General features: G+C 71.0%; 10 protein-coding genes (1 of these 10 running past the window's edge). 9 read left to right on the top strand and 1 reads right to left on the bottom strand.

Going from position 1 to position 20,621, the window contains the following annotated elements; genetic code table 11:
• Window positions 1-276 precede the first annotated feature (276 nt).
• The 8 genes from AB0K21_RS41315 to AB0K21_RS41280 all read left to right on the top strand — a co-directional run bounded on the left by AB0K21_RS41315 (window position 277) and on the right by AB0K21_RS41280 (window position 6,730).
• Window positions 277-966: a PAS domain-containing protein gene (locus AB0K21_RS41315; RefSeq protein WP_343980689.1), complete on the top strand. Its 690-nt coding sequence runs from the start codon at window positions 277-279 to the stop codon at window positions 964-966.
• A 256-nt stretch (window positions 967-1,222) separates the two neighbouring features.
• Entirely contained in the window at window positions 1,223-1,432 is a 210-nt protein-coding gene (locus AB0K21_RS41310; protein ID WP_343980686.1) for a DUF5988 family protein, read from the top strand.
• A gap of 161 nt (window positions 1,433-1,593) precedes the next feature.
• Window positions 1,594-2,070, top strand: coding sequence for a cold shock domain-containing protein (locus AB0K21_RS41305; RefSeq protein ID WP_343980683.1), 477 nt, complete (start codon window positions 1,594-1,596; stop codon window positions 2,068-2,070).
• A 120-nt stretch (window positions 2,071-2,190) separates the two neighbouring features.
• Window positions 2,191-3,222 (top strand): GDP-mannose 4,6-dehydratase, encoded by a 1,032-nt coding sequence (locus AB0K21_RS41300; protein WP_343980680.1) that lies wholly within the window; start codon window positions 2,191-2,193, stop codon window positions 3,220-3,222.
• Between the two features lie 124 nt (window positions 3,223-3,346).
• Complete coding sequence (locus tag AB0K21_RS41295; protein WP_343980677.1) at window positions 3,347-4,201, top strand: 3-hydroxyacyl-CoA dehydrogenase family protein; 855 nt, start codon at window positions 3,347-3,349, stop codon at window positions 4,199-4,201.
• Entirely contained in the window at window positions 4,198-4,488 is a 291-nt protein-coding gene (locus AB0K21_RS41290; RefSeq protein ID WP_364158047.1) for an acyl carrier protein, read from the top strand. Before AB0K21_RS41295 ends, AB0K21_RS41290 begins: the two co-directional genes overlap by 4 nt.
• A complete protein-coding gene (locus AB0K21_RS41285; protein ID WP_364158044.1) occupies window positions 4,481-5,590 on the top strand; it encodes an acyl-CoA dehydrogenase family protein in 1,110 nt (369 codons plus the stop codon). The genes AB0K21_RS41290 and AB0K21_RS41285 overlap by 8 nt, the downstream gene beginning before the upstream one ends.
• 18 nt (window positions 5,591-5,608) lie before the next feature.
• Window positions 5,609-6,730, top strand: coding sequence for an HAD-IIIC family phosphatase (locus AB0K21_RS41280; RefSeq protein WP_343980668.1), 1,122 nt, complete (start codon window positions 5,609-5,611; stop codon window positions 6,728-6,730).
• On the opposite strand, the gene AB0K21_RS41275 is transcribed toward AB0K21_RS41280, so the two are convergent.
• Window positions 6,727-7,359 (bottom strand): class I SAM-dependent methyltransferase, encoded by a 633-nt coding sequence (locus tag AB0K21_RS41275; protein ID WP_343980665.1) that lies wholly within the window; start codon window positions 7,357-7,359, stop codon window positions 6,727-6,729. The two genes, AB0K21_RS41280 and AB0K21_RS41275, sit on opposite strands and share 4 nt — an antisense overlap.
• Before the next feature lie 435 nt (window positions 7,360-7,794).
• Between AB0K21_RS41275 and AB0K21_RS41270 the strand changes: the two genes are divergently transcribed.
• Window positions 7,795-20,621: the start of a type I polyketide synthase gene (locus tag AB0K21_RS41270; RefSeq protein WP_364158039.1), read on the top strand. 16,108 nt of this gene lie beyond the right edge of the window; only the first 12,827 of its 28,935 coding nucleotides appear in the window; its start codon is at window positions 7,795-7,797; the stop codon falls past the right edge of the window.

Raw genomic sequence — 20,621 nt, 5'->3', positions numbered from 1 at the left:
ACGTGAAACCGTGTATCCCGATTCATGGAACGTTCCTGGAACGGGGCGCGAACCACCTTATGAAGCACGCGGAGTTCGGTACCGAACGCGATCGGGAGACCGCACCGCAAGCTCCGAACCAACCGCCTTGCACACCACAGTCTTTCACCGCCGGTGCCGGGCCCATGTTGACTCGCTTTCCGCTTGGTTAATATCATAGTAATAAGTGGATTCAGCCGTTACTCCAAATTTACCGGAGCATCGCCTGGTCTACCGGAGGAGAGGGATGGTCATCAGATGAGCATTGGTGCCGGAGCCGCCCTGGTCGATGAGGAAGAAGGTTTTTTCCTGGTCGGTCAACCCACTGACAGCATAGATCAATACCGTTCTTTTTTTGATCAGTCAGGGATTTGTGTGGCGAATCTCGACCACGCGACCAGGGTAATCGAGGCGAATCTCGAATTTACTCGGCAGTTCGGACGTTCCCTGGCCGACATTCGTGGGCGGGCGTTCTGTGAGCTGTTACACCCGAGCGTCCGCGACAAGATGGGGCAGCAGTTCGCCCGTCTGACGGACCAACAGCGTGCTCGTTTCGAAGAGCGCATGGTCGCCGTACGGCCGGACCACACGGTGCTCGGCGGCGAGCTGACCGGGATCGCGCTGCACGACGAGGCCGGCCACGTCGAGAGCATCATGGTGCTGGTGCGGTCCGACCGGGAGCAACGCGACGACCTGCTGACCGGGCGGAAGCGGTTGCTGAGCAGCATGGAAGCGCGCGTCATCGAAGGGGTCGCGGCGGGAGTGTCGACCGTGCAGCTCGCGTCGATGCTGTACCTCAGCCGTGGCGGTGTGGAATACCACGTGACGACGCTGCTGCGGAAGCTGAAGGCCAGCAACCGCCCGGCCCTGGTCTCCAAGGCATACTCCATGGGCATCTTCCGGCTCGGCTCCTGGCCGCCCCGGGTCCTGCCGGAATTCGTGAAATAAGTCCATGCAAGCGGCCGGCGGTAACGCGGTGATCTGGCTGACCGCGTAGTCAAGCGGCCGGAGAGCAGTGTTCGGAGCGACCGGCGGCGCCGGTGTGGAGAGCCTTCGACCCGACTGCTCCACGATGTTTATCTTGTTCTGCCGTAGCGATTCCGAAGCGATCTCGACCGGATAGTGCCGGCCGACTTCGCCGGAAAATCGCCGCCGTTCCCGATCGCGTTCCACAGAGGACCGCCATGGTAAGGGAGGTGTCATCGTGACCAGTGCAAAAATTGTACTCACCGGTGGGCCGGAGCGCTTGTTCGCTTGTGGTCGCGCCCAACAGCCGGTAAATCCGCAGGAGAAGGTGAAGATTCTCCTCGGTGCAGGATATGAGCACTTCGTGCACAACGGCGAGTTTCTGACGATCGAGGGAGAGAATCTCCCGGTATTCCAATGGTCCGAACGCACCAAGATAGCCGAATAGCTTTATCCGGCCGGTTCCCGAAACGAGCGGGAGCCTATGTGCCGTGTCGTCGGAGATTCGACTCCCGGGTGATCCGCGAGCGAATCCCAGATGGTCGTGACAGGTGGTTCTACTGGCAGGACTCCTCATTTCGAGGAGCGTGGTCCTGGTGAGGTGTGGTCATGGTAACGGGTAAGGTCATCAGCTTCGACGAATTTCGCGGGTTCGGTTTCATCGCTCCGGACCCGGGCGGTGAAGATGTTTTCATGCATGTCAACGACTTTGATGGCGACAAGCGTCTCATCTCGATCGACACGCGGGTCGAATTCCTGGTCGAGAACGGCGGCAAGGGGCTGAAGGCATCCCGGGTCCGCATGCTCGACCGGCCCGGCGGACCGAGTCTCCCTCTGTCCCCCATGCCGAAGCCCACACCGACACCCACGTCGATCGCGACGGCGTCACGGGAACCGGCCACCCCCGCATCCGATCGTCAGGGCAACGACACCGGCTTCTGTGACGTGCTGTCCGCCAAGGACCTGACGCGGGAGGTCACGGAAGCCGTGCTCGCGGCCGTGCCGACGATGACGGCGGAGCAGATCCTGAGCGTTCGCAGCTGCCTCGTCGACCTCGCCCGGACACACGGCTGGGTCGATGAGTAGCGTTCGCGGGCCGTCGGCCCCGGGGAGGCTCGATTCCCGCCGTGGGCGCACCGTCAGCGTCCTCGCGGTCGCGATGGTGTCCGATCGGATTACTCGTCCGCGGTCCTGAAAGGAAAGTGCATGTCCAGGCGCGCGCTGATCACCGGTATCACCGGTCAAGACGGCTCCTATCTGGCTGAGCATCTGCTGTCCCTGGGATACCAGGTCTGGGGACTGATCAGAGGGCAGGCCAATCCCCGCAAGTCCCGCATCAGCCGGCTTGTCAGCGACCTGTCGTTCGTCAACGGAGACCTGCTCGACCAGGGGAGTCTGGTCACGGCGGTGGACAAGGTGCAGCCCGACGAGGTGTACAACCTCGCCGCCATCTCCTTCGTCCCGATGTCCTGGCAGCAGGCCGAACTGACCGCCGAGGTCAACGGCATGGGCGTGCTCCGGACGCTGGAGGCGATCCGCCTGGTGTGCGGGCTGGACAAGTCCCGTAACGACAGCAGTGGTCAGATCCGCTTCTACCAGGCGTCGTCCTCGGAGATGTTCGGCAAGGTCGTGGAGAGTCCGCAACACGAGACGACGATCTTCCACCCGCGCAGCCCCTACGGGGTGGCGAAGACCTACGGCCATTTCATCACCCGGAACTATCGCGAGTCGTTCAACATGTACGGCGTCTCCGGCATCCTGTTCAACCACGAGTCGCCGCGGCGGGGCGCGGAATTCGTGACGCGAAAGATTTCCCTCGGTGTCGCCCAGATCAAACTCGGCCTGCAGGACAAGCTGTATCTGGGAAATCTCGACGCGGTCCGTGACTGGGGGTTCGCCGGCGATTATGTCCGCGCGATGCATCTCATGCTGCAGCGGGACGAACCCACCGACTACGTCGTGGGCACCGGCTGCATGCACTCGGTGCACGACGCCGTACGAATGGCCTTCGAGTACGTCGGACTGAATTGGCAGGACCACGTCGTCATCGACCCGGGGCTGGTGCGTCCCGCCGAGGTGGAGACCCTCTGCGCCGATCCGAGTCGCGCCAAGGCCGAACTCGGCTGGGAGCCGACCGTCGGTTTCGAGCAACTCATGCACATGATGGTGGAGTCCGATCTCCAGAACGCCTCGCGCGAGCGGGAGTTCGGAGACCTCATCCTCGCATCGAGCTGGTGAGCTCACCGGAGCTCTCATACGACCGTCCGGCCGTCCCTGTGTCAGGGCGTATGAGGAGAAACGATCAATGAAACACAGGTACCGGCAAACTCCAACCGTTATGTGAGGCTCAGGGATGAGTGAAGTGGAAGATGCTCGTCTGGGGGTTCTGGGGGCCGGGGTGATGGGCACCGGGATCGCCGTCGTGGCGATCGGCCACGGTATCCCGGTCGTGCTCGTCGACGTGTCGGAGGACAGGCTCGCCGACGCCCGGCGCCGTGTCGACACCCAGCTCCGGCACGCGCGGCTCATGGGCGTGGTGCCGGCGGAGGGGCCGGTGGCCGCTCTGGCGACGGCCACGGAGCTTGAGGCCGTCGCCGGCACCACCGCGGTCATCGAGGCGGTCACCGAGGACGCCGAGATCAAGGCGAAAGTGCTGGGCGAGGTGTCGAGGCTGGTCAAGACCGGCACGCCGCTGGTCTCCAACACCTCGGGCATCCCGATAGGGGAGCTGGAGAGATTCGTCGACCGCTCGGACGAGCTGGTCGGCATCCATTTCATGAACCCGGCCTACCTGATCACGATGGTGGAGGTGATCAGAGGCGACCGGACGAGCGACGAGACCATGACCGCGGTCACCGGGCTGCTGGCGCGGATGGGGCGCCGCGGGATCGTCGTCCGGGACGCCCCGGGGTTCGTCACGAGCAGGCTCCTCCACCCCATGATCAACGAGGCGGCGCGGATCGTCGCGGCCGGCGTGGCCACCGCCGAGTCGGTCGACGACCTGATGCGAGGCTGCCTCGGGCATCCCACCGGACCCCTGCGCACGGCCGACCTGATCGGACTGGACAACCTGGCCGACGCGCTGCGAATGCTGTGGGAGCGCACCGGCAACGCGAGTTTTCAGCCCTGTGAGCTGCTACTGGAAAAGGTGGCCGCAGGACATCTCGGACGCAAGTCCGGTAAGGGCTTCTACGACTACGAGAAGGTGCTCTCGTGAACACGGAATCAGAAGAGATGGTCCAGCCGACCCTCGACAGCGTCCATCGGCGGATCCGGGGGTTCCTCGAAGAGCGGATCAAGACGGACGTCGCCGTCGACAAGGATCTGTTCGCCTCCGGGCTCGTCAACTCGATGTTCGCCATGGAACTGGTCGTCTACCTGGAACAGGCGTACGGCATCGCCATCGTCGGGGAGGACCTGAAGCTCGACAACTTCCGCACCGTCGAGCAGATGACGTCCCTCGTGCTGCGGCTGCTCGACACACCGGTGGCGGATCGTGGCTGAGTGGCGCGCCGACGCGTGCGAAGGGGTCACACAGCTGGTCGGGGACCAGGCCTCGGCCTGGGACCTCGCCGGCGTCCTCCCCAGCGAGACGCTCCGGGCCCTCGGCAAGCAGGGCCTGCTGTGCGCCGAGGTGCCGGTCGAATACGGCGGCATCGGCGCGGACAGCTCGGACAACGGCGCCTTCACCGCACACGTGGGCAGCCTGTGCAGTTCCCTGCGCAGTGTGATGACGTCACAGGGAATGGCGGCATGGACGATCAGGCGGCTCGGTGACGCCCGCCAGCGGCAGGAGTACCTGCCCAGGCTGACCGGTGGCGAGCTGGCCGCCGTCGCCTTCAGCGAACGTGACGCCGGCAGCGACGTGACGGCGATGGCCACCGAGATACGCGCCGACGGCGACACGGTGGTGGTCGACGGGCGGAAGGCGTGGACCACCGTGGCCCGCTACGCCGATTCGATCGTCGTATTCGGACGGTACGGGGACGCCGGCGCCGCCGTCGTCGTGCCCGCCGACGCTCCGGGAGTCACCATACGGCCGGTGCCCAACCCGAGCGGCTGCCGGGCCGCCGGGCACGCCGACGTCAGCCTCGACGCCGTCCGGCTGCCCGCGAGCGCCGTGCTCGGCGGCGGCGGACAGCAGCTCCAGTTGCTGGTCACCACGGCGCTGGCCTACGGCCGGATATCGGTGGCCTGGGGCTGCGTCGGAATCCTGCGTGCCTGCCTTTCGGCGGCGGGCTCGCACGCGAGGACCCGCCGGCAGTTCGGCCGGCCACTGGCGGAGCACCAACTCGTGGCCCGCCACCTCGCCGAACTCATGGCGGCCGAGCAGGCGGCGACCCGGGTCTGCGAGCACGCGAGCCGTTGCTGGGACGCGGGGTCGCCGGAGATGGTGATCGCCACGGTCCTGGCCAAGTACGTCGGCTCGACCGAGGCCGCACGCGGCGCGGCGGCGGCCGTACAGGTGCTGGCGTCGGCGGGGGCGCAGGACGGCCACGTGGTGGCACGGGCCTACCGGGACGCGAAGCTCATGGAACTCATCGAGGGCAGCACTGAGATCTGCCAGCTCATTCTCGCCCAGCACGCCGTCGCGCAGTCGCGCTGACCGAGACGAGGAGGACAGGTGCCCGACAAGACCGCGATGGTGAAATGCCTGGTGTGGGATCTGGACAACACGCTGTGGCAGGGGACCCTGCTGGAGGATGACGAGGTCCGGCTGCCGGAGTCCGTCCGTGAACTCATCCGGGTGCTCGACTCCCGGGGCGTCCTGCAGTCCGTCGCGAGCAAGAACGATCATGACCATGCCTGGGCGAAGCTTGAGGAGCTGGGCATCGCGGAATACTTCGTGCTGCCCCACATCAGCTGGTCGCCCAAGTCCGGCTCGATCCGGCGCATCGCGGAGGAGCTGAACTTCGCCCACGGCGCGGTGGCGTTCGTGGACGACCAGGCCGCGGAGCGGGCCGAGGTGGCGTTCCATCTTCCCGACGTACGGTGCTACTCGGCCGATCAGGTCGCGGAGCTGGCCGGACTGCCGGAGTTCAGCCCGGAGACGGTGACCGAGGACGCCCGGCGCCGGCGGGAGATGTACCAGGCCGGTTTCCGGCGGCAGGCCGCGAAGTCCGGCTTCACCGGTCCGGACGAGAAGTTCATCCGCTCGCTCGACCTGGTGATGCGCATCGAGCACGCGACCGTGGAGCACCTCGCCCGCGTCGAGGAGCTGACCCTGCGCACCAGCCAGATGAACGCCACCGGCGTGCACTACTCACAGGAGACGCTGGTCCGGCTGCTCGACGACCCCCGGCACCACGTCCTGGTCACCTCGTTGAGCGACCGTTTCGGGCCGCACGGCGCGGTCGGGGTCATTCTGCTGGAACTGGGCACAGAGGTGTGGCACCTGAAGCTGCTCGCCACGTCGTGCCGGGTGGTGTCCTTCGGCGCGGGCGCGGTGATCCTGCGCTGGCTGGTCGACCAGGCCGCGCGCGCCGGCGCGCACCTGGTGGCCGACTTCCGCCGGACCGACCGCAACCGGATGATGGAGATCGCCTACCGGTTCAGCGGGTTCGGCGGCGAGACCTGTCCGTGTCTGGAGAGGCTGCCCGTCTCCGACGTCGGCGGCCTGGAAAGGCTTCACCTCGTCCCGACGCCGCAGGACCCGCCCGCCACGATGGACCTCATCGCACCGGATCTCGGGTCCTCACCCGAGATCCGGTTCTCAGATGTCCTCAGTCCTTCGCCCGTCGCCTAGCAGGGCGGTTCCGCCGGGCCTTTCTTGCGTACCAGGGTGATGCCGTCCGCCATCGGCAGCAGTGAGATGTCCACCCGGCGGTCCTCCCGGAGGAGGGCGTTGAACCCGCGGATGGCGTCGGTGTCCGCGTCCTGTGCCGCCGGGTCGGCGACCTTGCCGAAGAACAGGGTGTTGTCCACCACGATGAGCCCGTTGTCCTTGAGCAGCGCGAGGCCGGCCTCGTAGTACTTCGGATAGTTCGGTTTGTCGGCGTCGATGAACACCAGGTCGACCGACCCCGGCCCCTCGTCGACCAGCAGTGCGGCGAGGGTGTCCGACGCGTCGCCGATCCGCAGGTCGATCAGGTCGAACACGCCGGCTCGTCTCCAGTAGGGCGCTCCGAAGCGGGGCCACCGCTCGGTGATGTCGCAGGTGATGACGCGGCCTCCGGGGGCGACCGCGCGGGCCAGGCAGAGCGTGCTGTAGCCGGTGAAGGTGCCGACCTCCAGCACGGTCCGCGCGGAGGTGAGCCGGGCCAGCAGTCCCAGCAGTTGCCCCTCCTCGGCCATGACCTGCATCGCCCTGCCCGCGGGCAGGGCCGCGGTCTCCTCCCGGAGGGAGCGGAGGATCTCGTCCTCCCGTGACGACATCTCGTGAACGTAGTCTGACAACTCTGATGTGATCTGAAGCTGACCGGCCATTGCGCGAGCGTAAGGTCCCGCGCGCTGGTCATTTCCCCAGAGTCACGGACCACCTGGGCTTACGGCCCGCGCACCCGCCGGATCACAGGGCCGATGTCGGGAAGGTGACCGGCCGGGACGGTGCCGCGGTTACTAATGATTTTCAGGGAGCGCCGGGCTGAGACTGGGCCGATGTGGATGGAGCCTGTGAACTCGACGCGGCGATATGAGGCCGGATGGTGTGGCGCGCGGTGTCGGTGAAGGCGCCAAACCCCTGACCTCTCGCCCCCGTACCTTCCTGCCAGCCACGGATCCGTGTGTTCCCGCCGGCGAAGCGCACATGGCGGCGTTGTGATCGCCCGAGTTGATGAGTTCGTGCCGGTCGTCGAAAAGGGTTGAGCTGATATGGACAACGAAGCGAAACTCCGGGAATACCTCAAGCGGGCGACCGCGGATCTGCGGCGCACCCGGCAACGCGTCCACGACCTTGAAGAACAGCACCTGGAGCCGATCGCGATCGTCGGGATGACCTGCCGGTACCCGGGCGGCGTGTCATCGCCTGAGGACCTGTGGCACCTGCTCACAGAGGGCGGTGATCCGATATCCGAGCCGCCCGCCGACCGTGGCTGGGACCTTGACCGGCTTCGGGAGGAGTACGGCGGCGCCGTCCCGCAGTCGTTGTCCGGCGGGTTCCTGCGTGACGCGGCGGACTTCGACGCCGGCTTCTTCGGCATCTCCCCCCGGGAGGCGCTGGGCATGGATCCGCAGCAGCGGCTGCTGCTCGAAGCCTCCTGGGAGGCCGTCGAGCGGGCGGGCATCGACCCGGCCGCGCTACGGGGCAGCCAGACCGGGGTGTTCGTCGGCGCGATGTCGCCGGACTACCGCGACACCCTGCCGCACGACATCGACGCCTTCGGGCTCACGGGCACGGCGAACAGCGTGCTGTCCGGCCGGCTGTCGTACACGCTCGGCCTGGTCGGCCCGGCGGTGACGGTGGACACGGCCTGCTCGTCGTCCCTGGTCGCGCTGCACTGGGCCGCCCACTCGCTGCGCATGGCCGAGTGCACCCTGGCGCTCGCGGGCGGCGTGACGGTCATGTCGACGCCCAGCACCTTCATCGAGTTCAACCGCCAGGGCGGCCTGTCGCCCGATGGGCGATGCAAGGCGTACGCCGACGGCGCCGACGGCACGGGCTGGTCGGAGGGCGTGGGCGTGCTGGTGCTGGAGCGCCTGTCGGACGCGCGGCGTAACGGGCACCAGGTGCTGGCGGTCATCCGGGGTTCGGCGGTGAACCAGGACGGGGCGTCGAACGGTCTGACCGCGCCGAACGGTCCGTCGCAGCGGCGGGTGATCCGTGAGGCCCTGGCCGGCGCGCGGCTGTCGACGGCGGACATCGACGTGGTGGAGGGGCACGGGACAGGGACGACGCTGGGCGACCCGATCGAGATCGAGGCGTTGGTCTCCACGTTCGGCGAGGACCGGGATCGGCCCTTGCTGCTGGGTTCGGTGAAGTCGAACATCGGTCACACACAGGCGGCGGCGGGCATGGCCGGTGTGATCAAGATGGTCATGGCGATGCGGCACGGGGTGCTGCCGAAGACGTTGCACGTGGATACGCCGTCGTCGCGGGTGGACTGGTCCGCGGGCGTGCTGGAGCTGCTGACCGAGCAGCGGTCCTGGCCGGAGACCGGGCGGCCGCGCCGGGCGGGGGTGTCGTCGTTCGGGGTCAGCGGCACCAACGCCCACGTGGTGCTGGAGGAGGCGCCGCGGGCCGAGGCGGACGCGCCCGCGGAGGATCGGGCGCCCTCGGACGCGGGCGCGGTGCCGGTGCTGCTGTCGGGCCGGACGGAGGAGGCGCTGCGTGCCCAGGCGGCGCGTCTTCTCGCGCACCTGGACGGTGTGCCCGAGACGGCCGTGGTCGACGTGGCGTTCTCGCTGGCCACGACGAGGTCGGCGTTCGAGCACCGGGCGGGGGTTCTCGCCGCCGATCGCGCCGAGCTGCGCGCGGGATTGACGGCGCTGGCGGACGGCGGCGCCGCCGCCGGAGTGATCAAGGGCCGCGGCAGGCAGGCCAAGCTGGCGGTGTTGTTCACCGGTCAGGGCAGTCAGCGGGCGGGGATGGGCCGGGAGCTGTACCCGCGGTTCCCGGTGTTCGCGCAGGCGTTGGACGAGGTGGTCGCGGAGCTGGATCCGTTGCTCGGCGGGTCGTTGCGTGAGGTGTTGTTCGCCGAGCCGGGCACGGTTGAGGCGGGGTTGCTGGATCGGACCGGGTGGGCGCAGCCCGCGCTGTTCGCGGTGGAGACGGCGTTGTTCCGGCTGGTGTCCTCGTGGGGTGTCAAACCGGATGTGCTGGCCGGGCACTCGATCGGGGAGATCACCGCGGCTCATGTGGCGGGGGTTTTGTCACTGAAGGACGCGTGCGCGCTGGTGGCGGGCCGGGCGCGGTTGATGCAGGCGTTGCCGTCCGGTGGGGCGATGGTGGCGGTGCAGGCCTCGGAGGAGGACGTCGAGCCGTTGCTGGCCGGGCACGAAGGCGAGGTGTCGGTCGCGGCGGTGAACGGCCCGGCCTCGGTGGTGATCTCCGGGGCCGAGCAGCCGGTTCTCGACATCGCCGCCGTCCTGGCGGAGCGAGGGGTCAAGACCCGCCGGTTGCGAGTGTCGCACGCGTTCCATTCGCCGCTGATGGATCCGATGCTGGCCGACTTCCGCGCCCTGGCCCGGACGCTGACCTACGACCCGCCGCGGATTCCGGTGGTGTCGAACGTGACCGGGGAGACGGCCACGGCCGAGCGGTTGTGCTCGCCGGACTACTGGGTGGACCAGGTGCGTGGCGCGGTCCGGTTCGCCGACGGGGTGCGCACCCTGCGCGCCCAGGGTGTGCGGGCGTATCTGGAGCTGGGCCCGGACGGGGTGCTGACCGCGATGGCGGCCGACACCCTGGCCGCCGAAGCGAACCCGCGCGACACCGGCTCGACGCCGGATTCGCGGCTACGCGCCCAGAACTCCGGGTGGGAGCCGGACGAGGTGCTGGTGCCGGCGCTGCGCGGGGACCGGGACGAGCAGCGCGCGGTGATGTCGGCGCTGGCCGCCCTGCACGGGCGCGGGGTGCCGGTGGACTGGCACGCGGTTTTCCCCGGCGCCCGCCGGGTGGAGTTGCCCGCCTACGCCTTCCAGCGTGAGCGGTTCTGGCCGGACGGCGCGGGATCGCGGGTGAAAGACCTGACGACGGCGGGCCTGACGGCTGCCCGGCACCCGCTGCTGGGCGTCGCCGTGGGGTTGGCCGACTCCGACGAGGCGCTGCTGATCGGGAGGTTGTCACCGAGGTCGCACCCGTGGCTGGCCGATCACCGGGTGGGCGGGCTGGTGGTGTTCCCCGGCACCGGGTTCGTCGAGCTGGCCGTGCGGGCGGGTGACCAGGTCGGCTGTGACGTGCTGGAGGAACTGACCCTGACCGCGCCGCTGGTGCTGGGCGAGGACGACGCCGTCACGGTGCAGGTGCGGGTGGGACCTGCGGACGGGGCCGGCCGCCGGGAGCTGAGCATTCACACCCGGCCGGTGGAGGCCGAAGATCACGATGACTGGGCACGGCACGCCGGCGGTGTGCTGGCGAGCAGTGATCACACCGCTGGGCTGAGCGATGTGGCCGGTACGCGCTTCGATACGACGGTGTTCGATACGACGGTGTTCGATACGACGGTGTTCGATACGACGGTGTGGCCGCCGCGGGGCGCGTCGGTGGTCGAACTGGACGGGTTGTACGACCGGCTGGCCCAGGACGGGCTGGGCTACGGACCGGTGTTCCAGGGCTTGCGGGCGGCGTGGCGGGGTGCGGACGGTGAGGTGTTCGCGGAGGTCGCCTTGCCCGGACAGGTGGCTGACGCGGGGTTGTTCGGGGTGCATCCGGCGTTGCTGGACGCGGCGCTGCACGCGGTGACGTTCGCCGGGCTGGACGATGCCGGGGGCGGCCGGTTGCCGTTCTCCTGGGAAGAGGTGTGTCTGCACGCCGGTGGCGCGTCGGTGCTGCGGGTGCGGCTGGCCAGGACCGGTGGCGACGCGGTCTCGGTGATCGCGGTGGACGGTGCGGGGGAGCCGGTGCTGTCGGCGCGCTCGCTGGCGCTGCGGCCGTTCTCGGCCGATGACCTGCCGGCCGCCGGCGGCCGGGGGCTCGGGCGGGACGCGCTGTTCCGCGTGGAGTGGACGGCGCTGCCGGATCGTGCCGTGGCCGGTGAGGTGCCGGTGGCGGTGCTGGGTTCGGAAGCGGCGGATGTCGTCGCCGCGTGGCGGCCGGGTGGGGATCCGGTTCCGGTTCATGTGGACCTGCCGTCGCTGGTGGAGGCGGGGCCGGTACCCGGGGTGGTGCTGACGCGGGTGGTCGTGGACCCGGCCGGGGAGATGACGGAGTCGGTTCACGAGTCGGCCGCTCGGGTGCTGGGCCTGCTGCAGGCGTGGCTGGCCGATGACCGGTTCGCCGATTCGCGTCTGGTGCTGGTGACCAGGGGCGCGGTGGCGGCGGGTGACGGCGAGGTGGTGGCCGATCTCGCGGCGGCGGCGGTGTGGGGTCTGGTGCGCAGCGCGCAGTCGGAGAATCCCGGCCGGTTCGTGCTGGTGGATATGGATGAGGAACCGGCGTTGCCGGGGGTGTTGGCCTCGGGTGAGCCGCAGGTGGCGGTGCGCGGGGGTGAGATGCGGGTGCCGCGCCTGGCGCGGGTGGCGTCCGGTTCCGGTCCGGGTGAGGACCGTGCCTGGGACCCGGAGGGAACCGTCCTGATCACCGGTGGGACCGGTGGTCTGGGGGCGTTGTTCGCGCGGCATGTGGTGGCCGAGCGGGGGGTGCGGCGTCTGCTGCTGGCCGGTCGCCGGGGTCTGGAGGCTCCGGGCGCGGTGGAGTTGCGGGCGGAGTTGGTCGCGCACGGGGTCGAGGTCGAGGTCGTGGCGTGTGATGTGGCCGATCGCGATCAGGTGGCGGGTCTGCTGGCGCGGGTTCCGGCCGATCATCCGTTGACCGCGATCATCCATACCGCGGGTGTGCTGGATGACGGGACGATTCCGTCGTTGTCGCCGGAGCGGTTGGACGCGGTGTTGCGGCCGAAGGTGGACGCGGCCTGGCATCTGCACGAGCTGACCCAGGACATGGATCTCGCGGCGTTCGTGGTGTTCTCGTCGGTGGCGGGGACGATCGGGGCTTCCGGTCAGGGTAACTACGCGGCGGCGAACGCGTTCCTGGACGCGCTGGCGGAGTTTCGGCGGGCCGAGGGGCTGGCGGGGTTGTCGCTGGCGTGGGGTCCGTGGGCGCAGGAGGCCGGGATGACCGGCGGGCTGGATGAGGCCGATCTGCGGCGGATGGCGCGGGCCGGGATGCCGGCGCTCGCCCCGGAGCAGGGGGTCGCGCTGTTCGACGCGGCCGTCGGCTCGGGTGAGCCGGTCGTGGCCCCGGTCCGGCTCGACCTGGCGGCGCTGCGGGCGCATGGCGAGGTGCCGCATCTGCTGCGCGGGCTTGTGCGGGACCCGCGCAGGTCGGCGGCGTCGATGACCGCGGCCGGTGACGGCACCCTGGTCCGGCGGCTGGCCGGCCTGGAGCGCGCCGATCGTGTCCGGGTCTTGGCGGACCTGGTGCGGGCCGAGGTGGCGCTGGTGCTGGGGCACGCCTCACCGAAGACCGTGGACGTCCGGCGGGAGTTCCGCGAGCTGGGCTTCGACAGCCTCACCGCGGTGGAGTTGCGCAACCGGCTGAACGCGGTGACGGGGTTGCGCCTGCCGGCCACGCTGGTGTTCGACCACCCCACGCCCGCCGTTCTGGCGGAGTTCCTGCTGGACGAGGTGCTGGGCGAGCAGGACGTGGCCGTTCCGGCCACGGTCGCGCCGGTCGCCGACGACCCGATCGCGATCGTCGGGATGAGCTGCCGCTACCCGGGGGGCGTCACCTCACCGGAGGACCTGTGGCGGCTGGTGGCCGAGGGCCGGGACGCGATCACGGGATTTCCGGTCAATCGCGGCTGGGACCTGGACGCGCTCTACCATCCGGACGCCGACCACGCGGGCAGCTCGTACACCAGACAGGGCGGTTTCCTGCACGACGCGGCGGAGTTCGACGCGGACTTCTTCGGGATGAGCCCGCGGGAGGCCCTGGCGACGGACACCCAGCAGCGACTCCTGCTGGAGACCTCGTGGGAAGCCGTCGAGCGGACCGGAATCGATCCGGTCACGCTCCGGGGCAGCCGGACGGGCGTGTTCGCCGGGGTGATGTACACCGACTACAGCGGGATGCTGGGCGCGGGCGAGTTCGAGGGCTACCGGGGCACCGGGACCGCCGCGAGCGTCGTCTCCGGCCGGGTGTCCTACACGCTGGGCCTGGAGGGCCCGGCCGTGACGGTCGACACGGCCTGCTCGTCCTCGCTGGTCGCGGTGCATCTGGCCGCGCAGGCGCTGCTCTCGGGTGAGTGCACGCTCGCGCTGGCCGGGGGGGTGACCGTGATGGCCACCCCCGGACCGTTCGTGGAGTTCTCCCGGCAGCGGGGGCTGTCCGCGGACGGGCGGTGCAAGTCGTTCGCGGACGGCGCGGACGGCGTCAGCTGGGCCGAGGGCGTCGGGGTGCTGGTGCTGGAGCGCCTGTCGGACGCCCGGCGCAACGGTCACCACGTGCTGGCGGTGCTGCGCGGTTCGGCGATCAACCAGGACGGCGCGTCCAACGGGCTGACCGCGCCGAACGGCCCCTCCCAGCGGAGGGTGATCCGCCAGGCCCTGGCCGGAGCGCGGCTGTCCCCGGCCGACGTGGACGTGGTGGAGGGGCACGGGACCGGGACCACCCTGGGTGATCCGATCGAGGCGCAGGCGCTGCTGGCCACCTACGGTCAGGGCCGGCCCGGGGACCGCCCGCTGCTCCTCGGGTCGATCAAGTCGAACATCGGCCACACCCAGGCGGCCGCGGGTGTCGCGGGCGTGATCAAGATGATCATGGGAATGCGGCACGGCATCGTGCCCAGGACGTTGCACGTCGACGCGCCGTCCTCGCACGTGGACTGGACCGCGGGCGCGGTGGAGCTGCTGACCGAGGCGCGAGAGTGGCCGGAGACGGACCACCCGCGCCGGGCCGCGGTGTCGTCGTTCGGCTTCAGCGGCACCAACGCTCATCTCATCATCGAGCAGGACACCGCCGAGCGGGCTCCGTCGGCCGAGGGGGCGGCACCCTCGGCCGTCGAGCCGCCGATGGCGGGCCTGCCGGTGCCGCTGCCGGTCTCGGGCAGGACGGAGCAGGCGGTGCGGGAGCAGGCCGCGCGGCTGCTGTCCCATCTGGAAGGCCGTCCCGAGGTGCCGCTGGCCGACGTGGCGTTCTCGCTGGCGACCACCCGTTCCCCCTTCGAGCACCGGGCCGCCGTGCTGGCCGAGGACCACGCCGGAGCGCTGGCCGGGTTGCGCGCGTTGGCCGGCGGCCGGGCCGCGCCGGGAGTCGCACGCGGCCAGGCCGGGTACGACCAGAAGCCGGCGTTCCTGTTCACCGGCCAGGGTGCTCAGCGAGTGGGCATGGGCCTGGAGACCTACGAGCGGTTCCCGGTGTTCGCCGAGGCCCTTGAAGGCGTGCTCGCGGCGCTGGCCCCCCGGATGGCTCCCTACCTGGACCGTCCGCTGCGGGAGGCACTGTTCTTCGACGCCGAACTGCTCGACCGCACGGCGTACACGCAGCCTGCGCTGTTCGCCCTGGAGGTCGCGCTGTACCGGCTGGTGGAGTCGTGGGGCGTGCGCCCGGCCGCGCTGGCGGGGCACTCGATCGGGGAGCTCGCCGCGGCGCACGTCGCCGGGGTGCTGACGCTGGAGGACGCCTGCGCGCTGGTGGCCGCGCGGGGCCGGTTGATGCAGGCGCTCCCGGCCGGCGGCGCGATGGTGGCGATCCAGGCCGGCGAGGAGGAGATCCGCCAGGCGCTGGCCGGGCGCGAGGGCGAGGTGTCCGTCGCGGCGGTCAACGGCCCGGCGTCGGTGGTGATCGCCGGGGCCGAGGCCGCGGTGCTGGAGGTCGCCGCCGGGTGGGCCGCCAGGGAGCGCAGGACCAAGCGGCTGCGGGTGTCGCACGCGTTCCACTCTCCGCTGATGGAGCCGATGCTCGCGGAGTTCCGGGCGGTCGCCGAGACGGTGTCGTACGCGCCCCCGCGAATCCCGGTGATCTCCAACGTGACCGGCGGGTTCGCCACGGACGAACTGTGCTCACCGGCCTACTGGGTGCGGCACGTGCGGGAGACGGTCCGGTTCCGCGACGGCGTGCGGGAGCTGCACCGGGCGGGCGTGACCGCGTTCCTGGAGATCGGGCCGGACGGCGTGCTGACCGCGATGGCCCAGGACGCCCTTCCCGCGGAGGCGGACGCGCTGCTGCTGCCCGTGCTGCGCGGCGACCGCGACGAGAGCACCGCCCTCATGACCGCGCTGGCCGAGCTGCATGTGAACGGCGTGCGCGTCGACTGGTCGGCCCTGCTCCGCGGGGCCCGCCGGGTGGACCTGCCGACGTACGCGTTCCAGCATGAGTCGTTCTGGCCGGAGCCGCCGCCGGCGGTGAACGAAACGGCCGCCGATCCGGCGGACGCGCGGCTCTGGGACGCGGTCGGGCGTGGCGACGCCGGGGACGTGGCCGCGATCCTCGGCCTGCGCGACGAACACTCCTCCTCACTGGACACCCTGCTTCCGGCCCTGTCGTCGTGGCGGCGGAGCCGGAGCGAGGCGTCGACGCTCGACTCCTGGCGCTACCGGGTGGAGTGGAAGCCCCGACGTACGCCCCCTCTCGCCGTGCTGGAGGGCACCTGGCTGGTGGTGACCGCCGACGGGATCGCGGACGGCGACGTGGTCGCCGCGCTGGACGGTCACGGGGCGCGAGTGGAGCGGCTCGTGCTGGACGGGACGGACACCGACCCTGCGTCGCTCGTGGCCCGGCTCCGGGAGACGGGCGAGATCTCCGGGGTGCTGTCGACGCTCGCGCTGGCGGAGGCGCCAGCCGCGGACGGCGGGGCGGTGTCGAGCGGTCTCGTGCGCACGGTCGCGCTCCTGAGGGCGCTCGGCGACGCGGAGATCGGCGCGCCACTGTGGTGCGTCACCCGGGGCGCCGTGTCCGCGGCTCCCGGCGATCGAGTGACCTGCCCGGTCCAGGCGCAGGTATGGGGTATGGGCCGGGTCGCGGCCCTGGAGCATCCGGAGCGGTGGGGCGGCCTGGTCGACCTGCCCGAGGTCGTCGACGGGCGTGCCGCCCAGGGGCTGGCGAGCGTGCTGGCGGGCCTGGACGGCGAGGACCAGGTGGCGGTGCGGGCGTCGGGCGTGTTCGGCCGGCGGCTGCGGCGTCATCCGGCCGCGCCCGATCCGGCCGGCTCCTCCGGCGGCACCGCGCCGGGGTCCGGCGGGACGGTGCTGATCACCGGTGGGACCGGCGCCCTGGGCGCGGCCACCGCGCGGTGGCTGGTACGCGGCGGCGTCACGCACCTGGTGCTGACCAGCCGGCGCGGCATGGACGCCCCCGGGGCGCCGGAGCTGCGCGACGAACTGCTCGCGCTGGGGGCCGAGGTGAGCGTGGTCGCCTGTGACGTGGCCGATCGCGACGCGCTGGCCGTCGTGCTGGCCGCGATCCCGGCCGAGCACCCGCTCACCGGGGTGGTCCACGCGGCCGGGGTGGGTCAGGCCGCCGCGCCGCTCGGGCAGGCGGATGCCGCCGGACTCGCCGAGGTGATGACGGCGAAGGCGGCCGGCGCCGCCAACCTGGACGACCTGCTCGGAGATCGTGAGCTCGACTTCTTCGTACTGTTCTCCTCGATCGCCGGGGTGTGGGGCAGCGCGGGGCAGGGCGCCTACGCGGCGGCCAACGCCTATCTCGACGCGCTGGCCGAGCACCGGCGTGCGCGGGGTCTCGCCGCGACGTCGGTGGCCTGGGGCGCGTGGGCCGAAGCCGGCATGGCCACGACCGAGGGCATGGCCGACTACCTGCTCAGGCGCGGGCTGGCCGCGCTGCCGCCCGACCTCGCGATCGGCGAGCTGAGCCGGGCCGTCGGCGGCCGGGACGCGGTGGTGACGGTCGCCGACGTCGACTGGGACCGGTTCCATCCGATCTTCACCTCGACCCGGCCCAGCCGGCTGTTCGGCGAGCTCGCGGAGGTCAGGGCACAGCACGAGACCGAGGACGGGGCCGGCGCCTCCGGCGCCCCCGAATTCGTCGCGCGGCTGCGGCACCTGACGGAGAAGGAGCAGCGGCGCGGGCTGCTGGATCTGGTGCGCACCGAGGTGGCGGCCGTGCTGCGGCACGCCTCGGCCGAGGTGGTCTCCGAGCGGCGCGCCTTCCGCGAGCTGGGGTTCGACTCGCTGACCGCGGTGGAGCTGAGAAAACGGCTGGTCGCGGTGACCGGCTTGGCGTTGCCGAGCACACTGGTGTTCGATCACCCGAACCCGGCCGCGCTGGTGGAGTTCCTGCGCTCACAGATCGCGGGCACGGCGGGCACGGCGGACGCCGACGCCGCCGGAGCCCCGGTCGCCGCCCACACCGACGAACCGATCGCGATCATCGGGATGGCCTGCCGGTTCCCCGGCGGCGTCGGCTCTCCGGAACAGCTGTGGGAACTGGTGACCGACGGGGGCGACGCGATCTCCGGATTCCCCGCCGACCGGGGCTGGGACGCGGAAGGGCTCTACGACCCCGACCCCGATCACTCCGGCACGACGTACTCGGTCGAAGGGGGGTTCCTGCACGACGCCGGCGACTTCGACCCCGGGTTCTTCGGGATCTCACCGCGCGAGGCGCTGACCATGGACCCGCAGCAGCGGCTGCTGCTGGAGACCGCGTGGGAGGCCATCGAGCGGGCCGGGATCGATCCCTTCGCGCTGCGCGGCCACCCGACCGGCACGTTCATCGGCTCCAGCTACCAGGAGTACGGCTCGGACGCCGCCGACGCCGAGGGGCACCAGGTCACCGGCACCATCCCGAGCGTGCTGTCCGGCCGGGTGTCGTACGTACTCGGCCTGGAAGGGCCCGCGGTCACGGTCGACACGGCATGCTCGTCGTCGCTGGTGGCGCTGCACCTGGCCTGTCAGTCACTGCGCAACGGCGAGAGCTCGCTCGCCCTGGCGGGCGGCGTGACGGTGATGACCACCCCGGCCGCCTTCGTGGCGTTCAGCCGCCAGCGGGCCCTGGCCGCCGACGGCCGGTGCAAGGCGTTCTCCGACGCGGCCGACGGGATGAGCCTGGCAGAAGGGGTCGGCCTGCTCCTGGTGGAGCGGCTGTCCGACGCGCGGCGCAACGGCCACCCGATCCTGGCGGTGGTGCGCGGTTCGGCGGTGAACCAGGACGGCGCGTCCAACGGGCTGACCGCGCCCAACGGTCCCTCCCAGCAGCGGGTGATCCGGAAGGCCCTGGCAGGCGCGCGGCTGTCCCCGGCCGAGGTCGACGCGATCGACGCGCACGGCACGGGTACGGGCCTGGGCGACCCCATCGAGGTCCAAGCGCTCCTCGCCACGTACGGGCAGGACAGGGAGCGCCCGCTCCTGCTCGGGTCGGTCAAGTCGAACATCGGCCACACCCAGTCCGCGGCGGGCGTGGCCAGCGTGATCAAGATGGTCATGGCGATGCGGAACGGGGTGCTGCCCAAGACGTTGCACGTGGGCACGCCCTCGACCCACGTGGACTGGACGGCGGGCGCGGTCGAGCCGCTGACCGAGGCCACGCCGTGGCCGGAGACCGGACGGCCGCGCCGGGCCGCCGTGTCCTCCTTCGGGATCAGCGGCACGAACGCCCACGCGATCCTCGAACAGGCGCCGGACGCGCAGGAGCCGGTCGGCGAGGTCGCGCTCGCCGGTCCCGACGGCCGTGAGGATTCCGCGGCCGCGGCTCCCGGCCGCTTTCCCGTTCCTGCGCTCGGCGCGGTGCCGTGGGTGGTGTCTGGCAGGACGGCGGAGGCGTTGCGCGCGCAGGCGCGACGGCTCGCCTCGCACGTCGCCGACCACGATGCCGACCACGTCGCCGACCACGGTGCCGGCCGCGATGAGCTCGATCCGGCCGCGGTGGGCTTCTCGCTGGTGACGTCGAGGTCGGCGTTCGAGCACCGCGCGGTCGTAGTGGGCGGTGACCGCGAGTCGCTCTCCGCCGCGATGGGCGCGGTGGCCGCGGGCGAGCCCGCGCCGGGTGTGATCCAGGGCGTGGCGGACGCCGAGGGCAAGACGGTCTTCGTGTTCCCCGGCCAGGGCGCGCAGTGGGCCGGTATGGGCGCCCGGTTGCTTGAGCAGTCCCCGGTGTTCGCCGAACGTGTCGCCGAGTGCGCCCTCGCCCTGAGCCGGTATGTCGACTGGTCGCTGATCGACGTGCTGCGCCAGGTGGAGGGAGCGCCGTCGCTGGACCGGGTGGATGTCGTGCAGCCGGTGTCGTTCGCGGTGATGGTCTCGCTCGCGGCGATGTGGCGCGCTCACGGGGTGGAGCCCGACGCGGTGATCGGGCACTCCCAGGGGGAGATCGCCGCCGCCTGCGTGGCGGGCGCGCTGTCCCTGGACGACGCCGCGAGGGTGGTGGCGGTGCGCAGCCAGGCCATCGGACGGCGGCTGGCCGGCGCCGGAGGGATGATGTCGGTCTCGCTTCCGCTGCCCGACGTCGAGGAGAGACTGCGCTCTTGGGACGAGCGGATCTCGGTCGCGGCGGTCAACGGGCCGCGTTCGGTCGTGGTGTGCGGCGAGCCCGGCGCGCTCGACGAGCTGTCGGAGCGGTTGACCGAGGAGGGGGTGCGCTCCAGGCGGGTCGCGGTCGACTACGCCTCGCACTCGGCCCACGTCGAACGCCTCCAGGAGGAGCTGCCGCGAGCCCTGTCGGAGATCCGGCCGGAGCGGGCCGAGGTTCCCTTCCTGTCCACGGTGACCGGGGAGTGGCTGGACGGCACGGAGCTGGACGCGGACTACTGGTACCGCAACCTGCGGCGGGCCGTCCGGTTCGAACCCGCTGTGCGATGCCTGCTGGCCGCCGGGCACCGGGCGTTCATCGAGGTCAGCCCGCACCCGGTGCTGACGGGCGCGATCCAGGAGACGGCCGAGGAGACGGGCGGGACCTCGGCGGTGGTCACCGGGACCCTGCGCCGCGACCAGGGCGGCACGGAACGCTTCCTCACCTCCCTGGCGGAGGTGTTCGTGCGCGGCGTGCCGGTCGACTGGAGAACGGTCTTCGACGGCACGGGCGCCCGCCGGGTGGAACTACCGACGTACGCCTTCCAGCGGGAACGGTTCTGGATACGGCGCGCCGA

The organism is Streptosporangium sp. NPDC049248, assembly GCF_040678965.1.
GTDB classification, from domain to species: domain Bacteria; phylum Actinomycetota; class Actinomycetes; order Streptosporangiales; family Streptosporangiaceae; genus Streptosporangium; species Streptosporangium fukuiense.
Note: the sequence above shows the minus strand (reverse complement) of the source record. Positions and strands in the feature narration are given on the sequence as shown.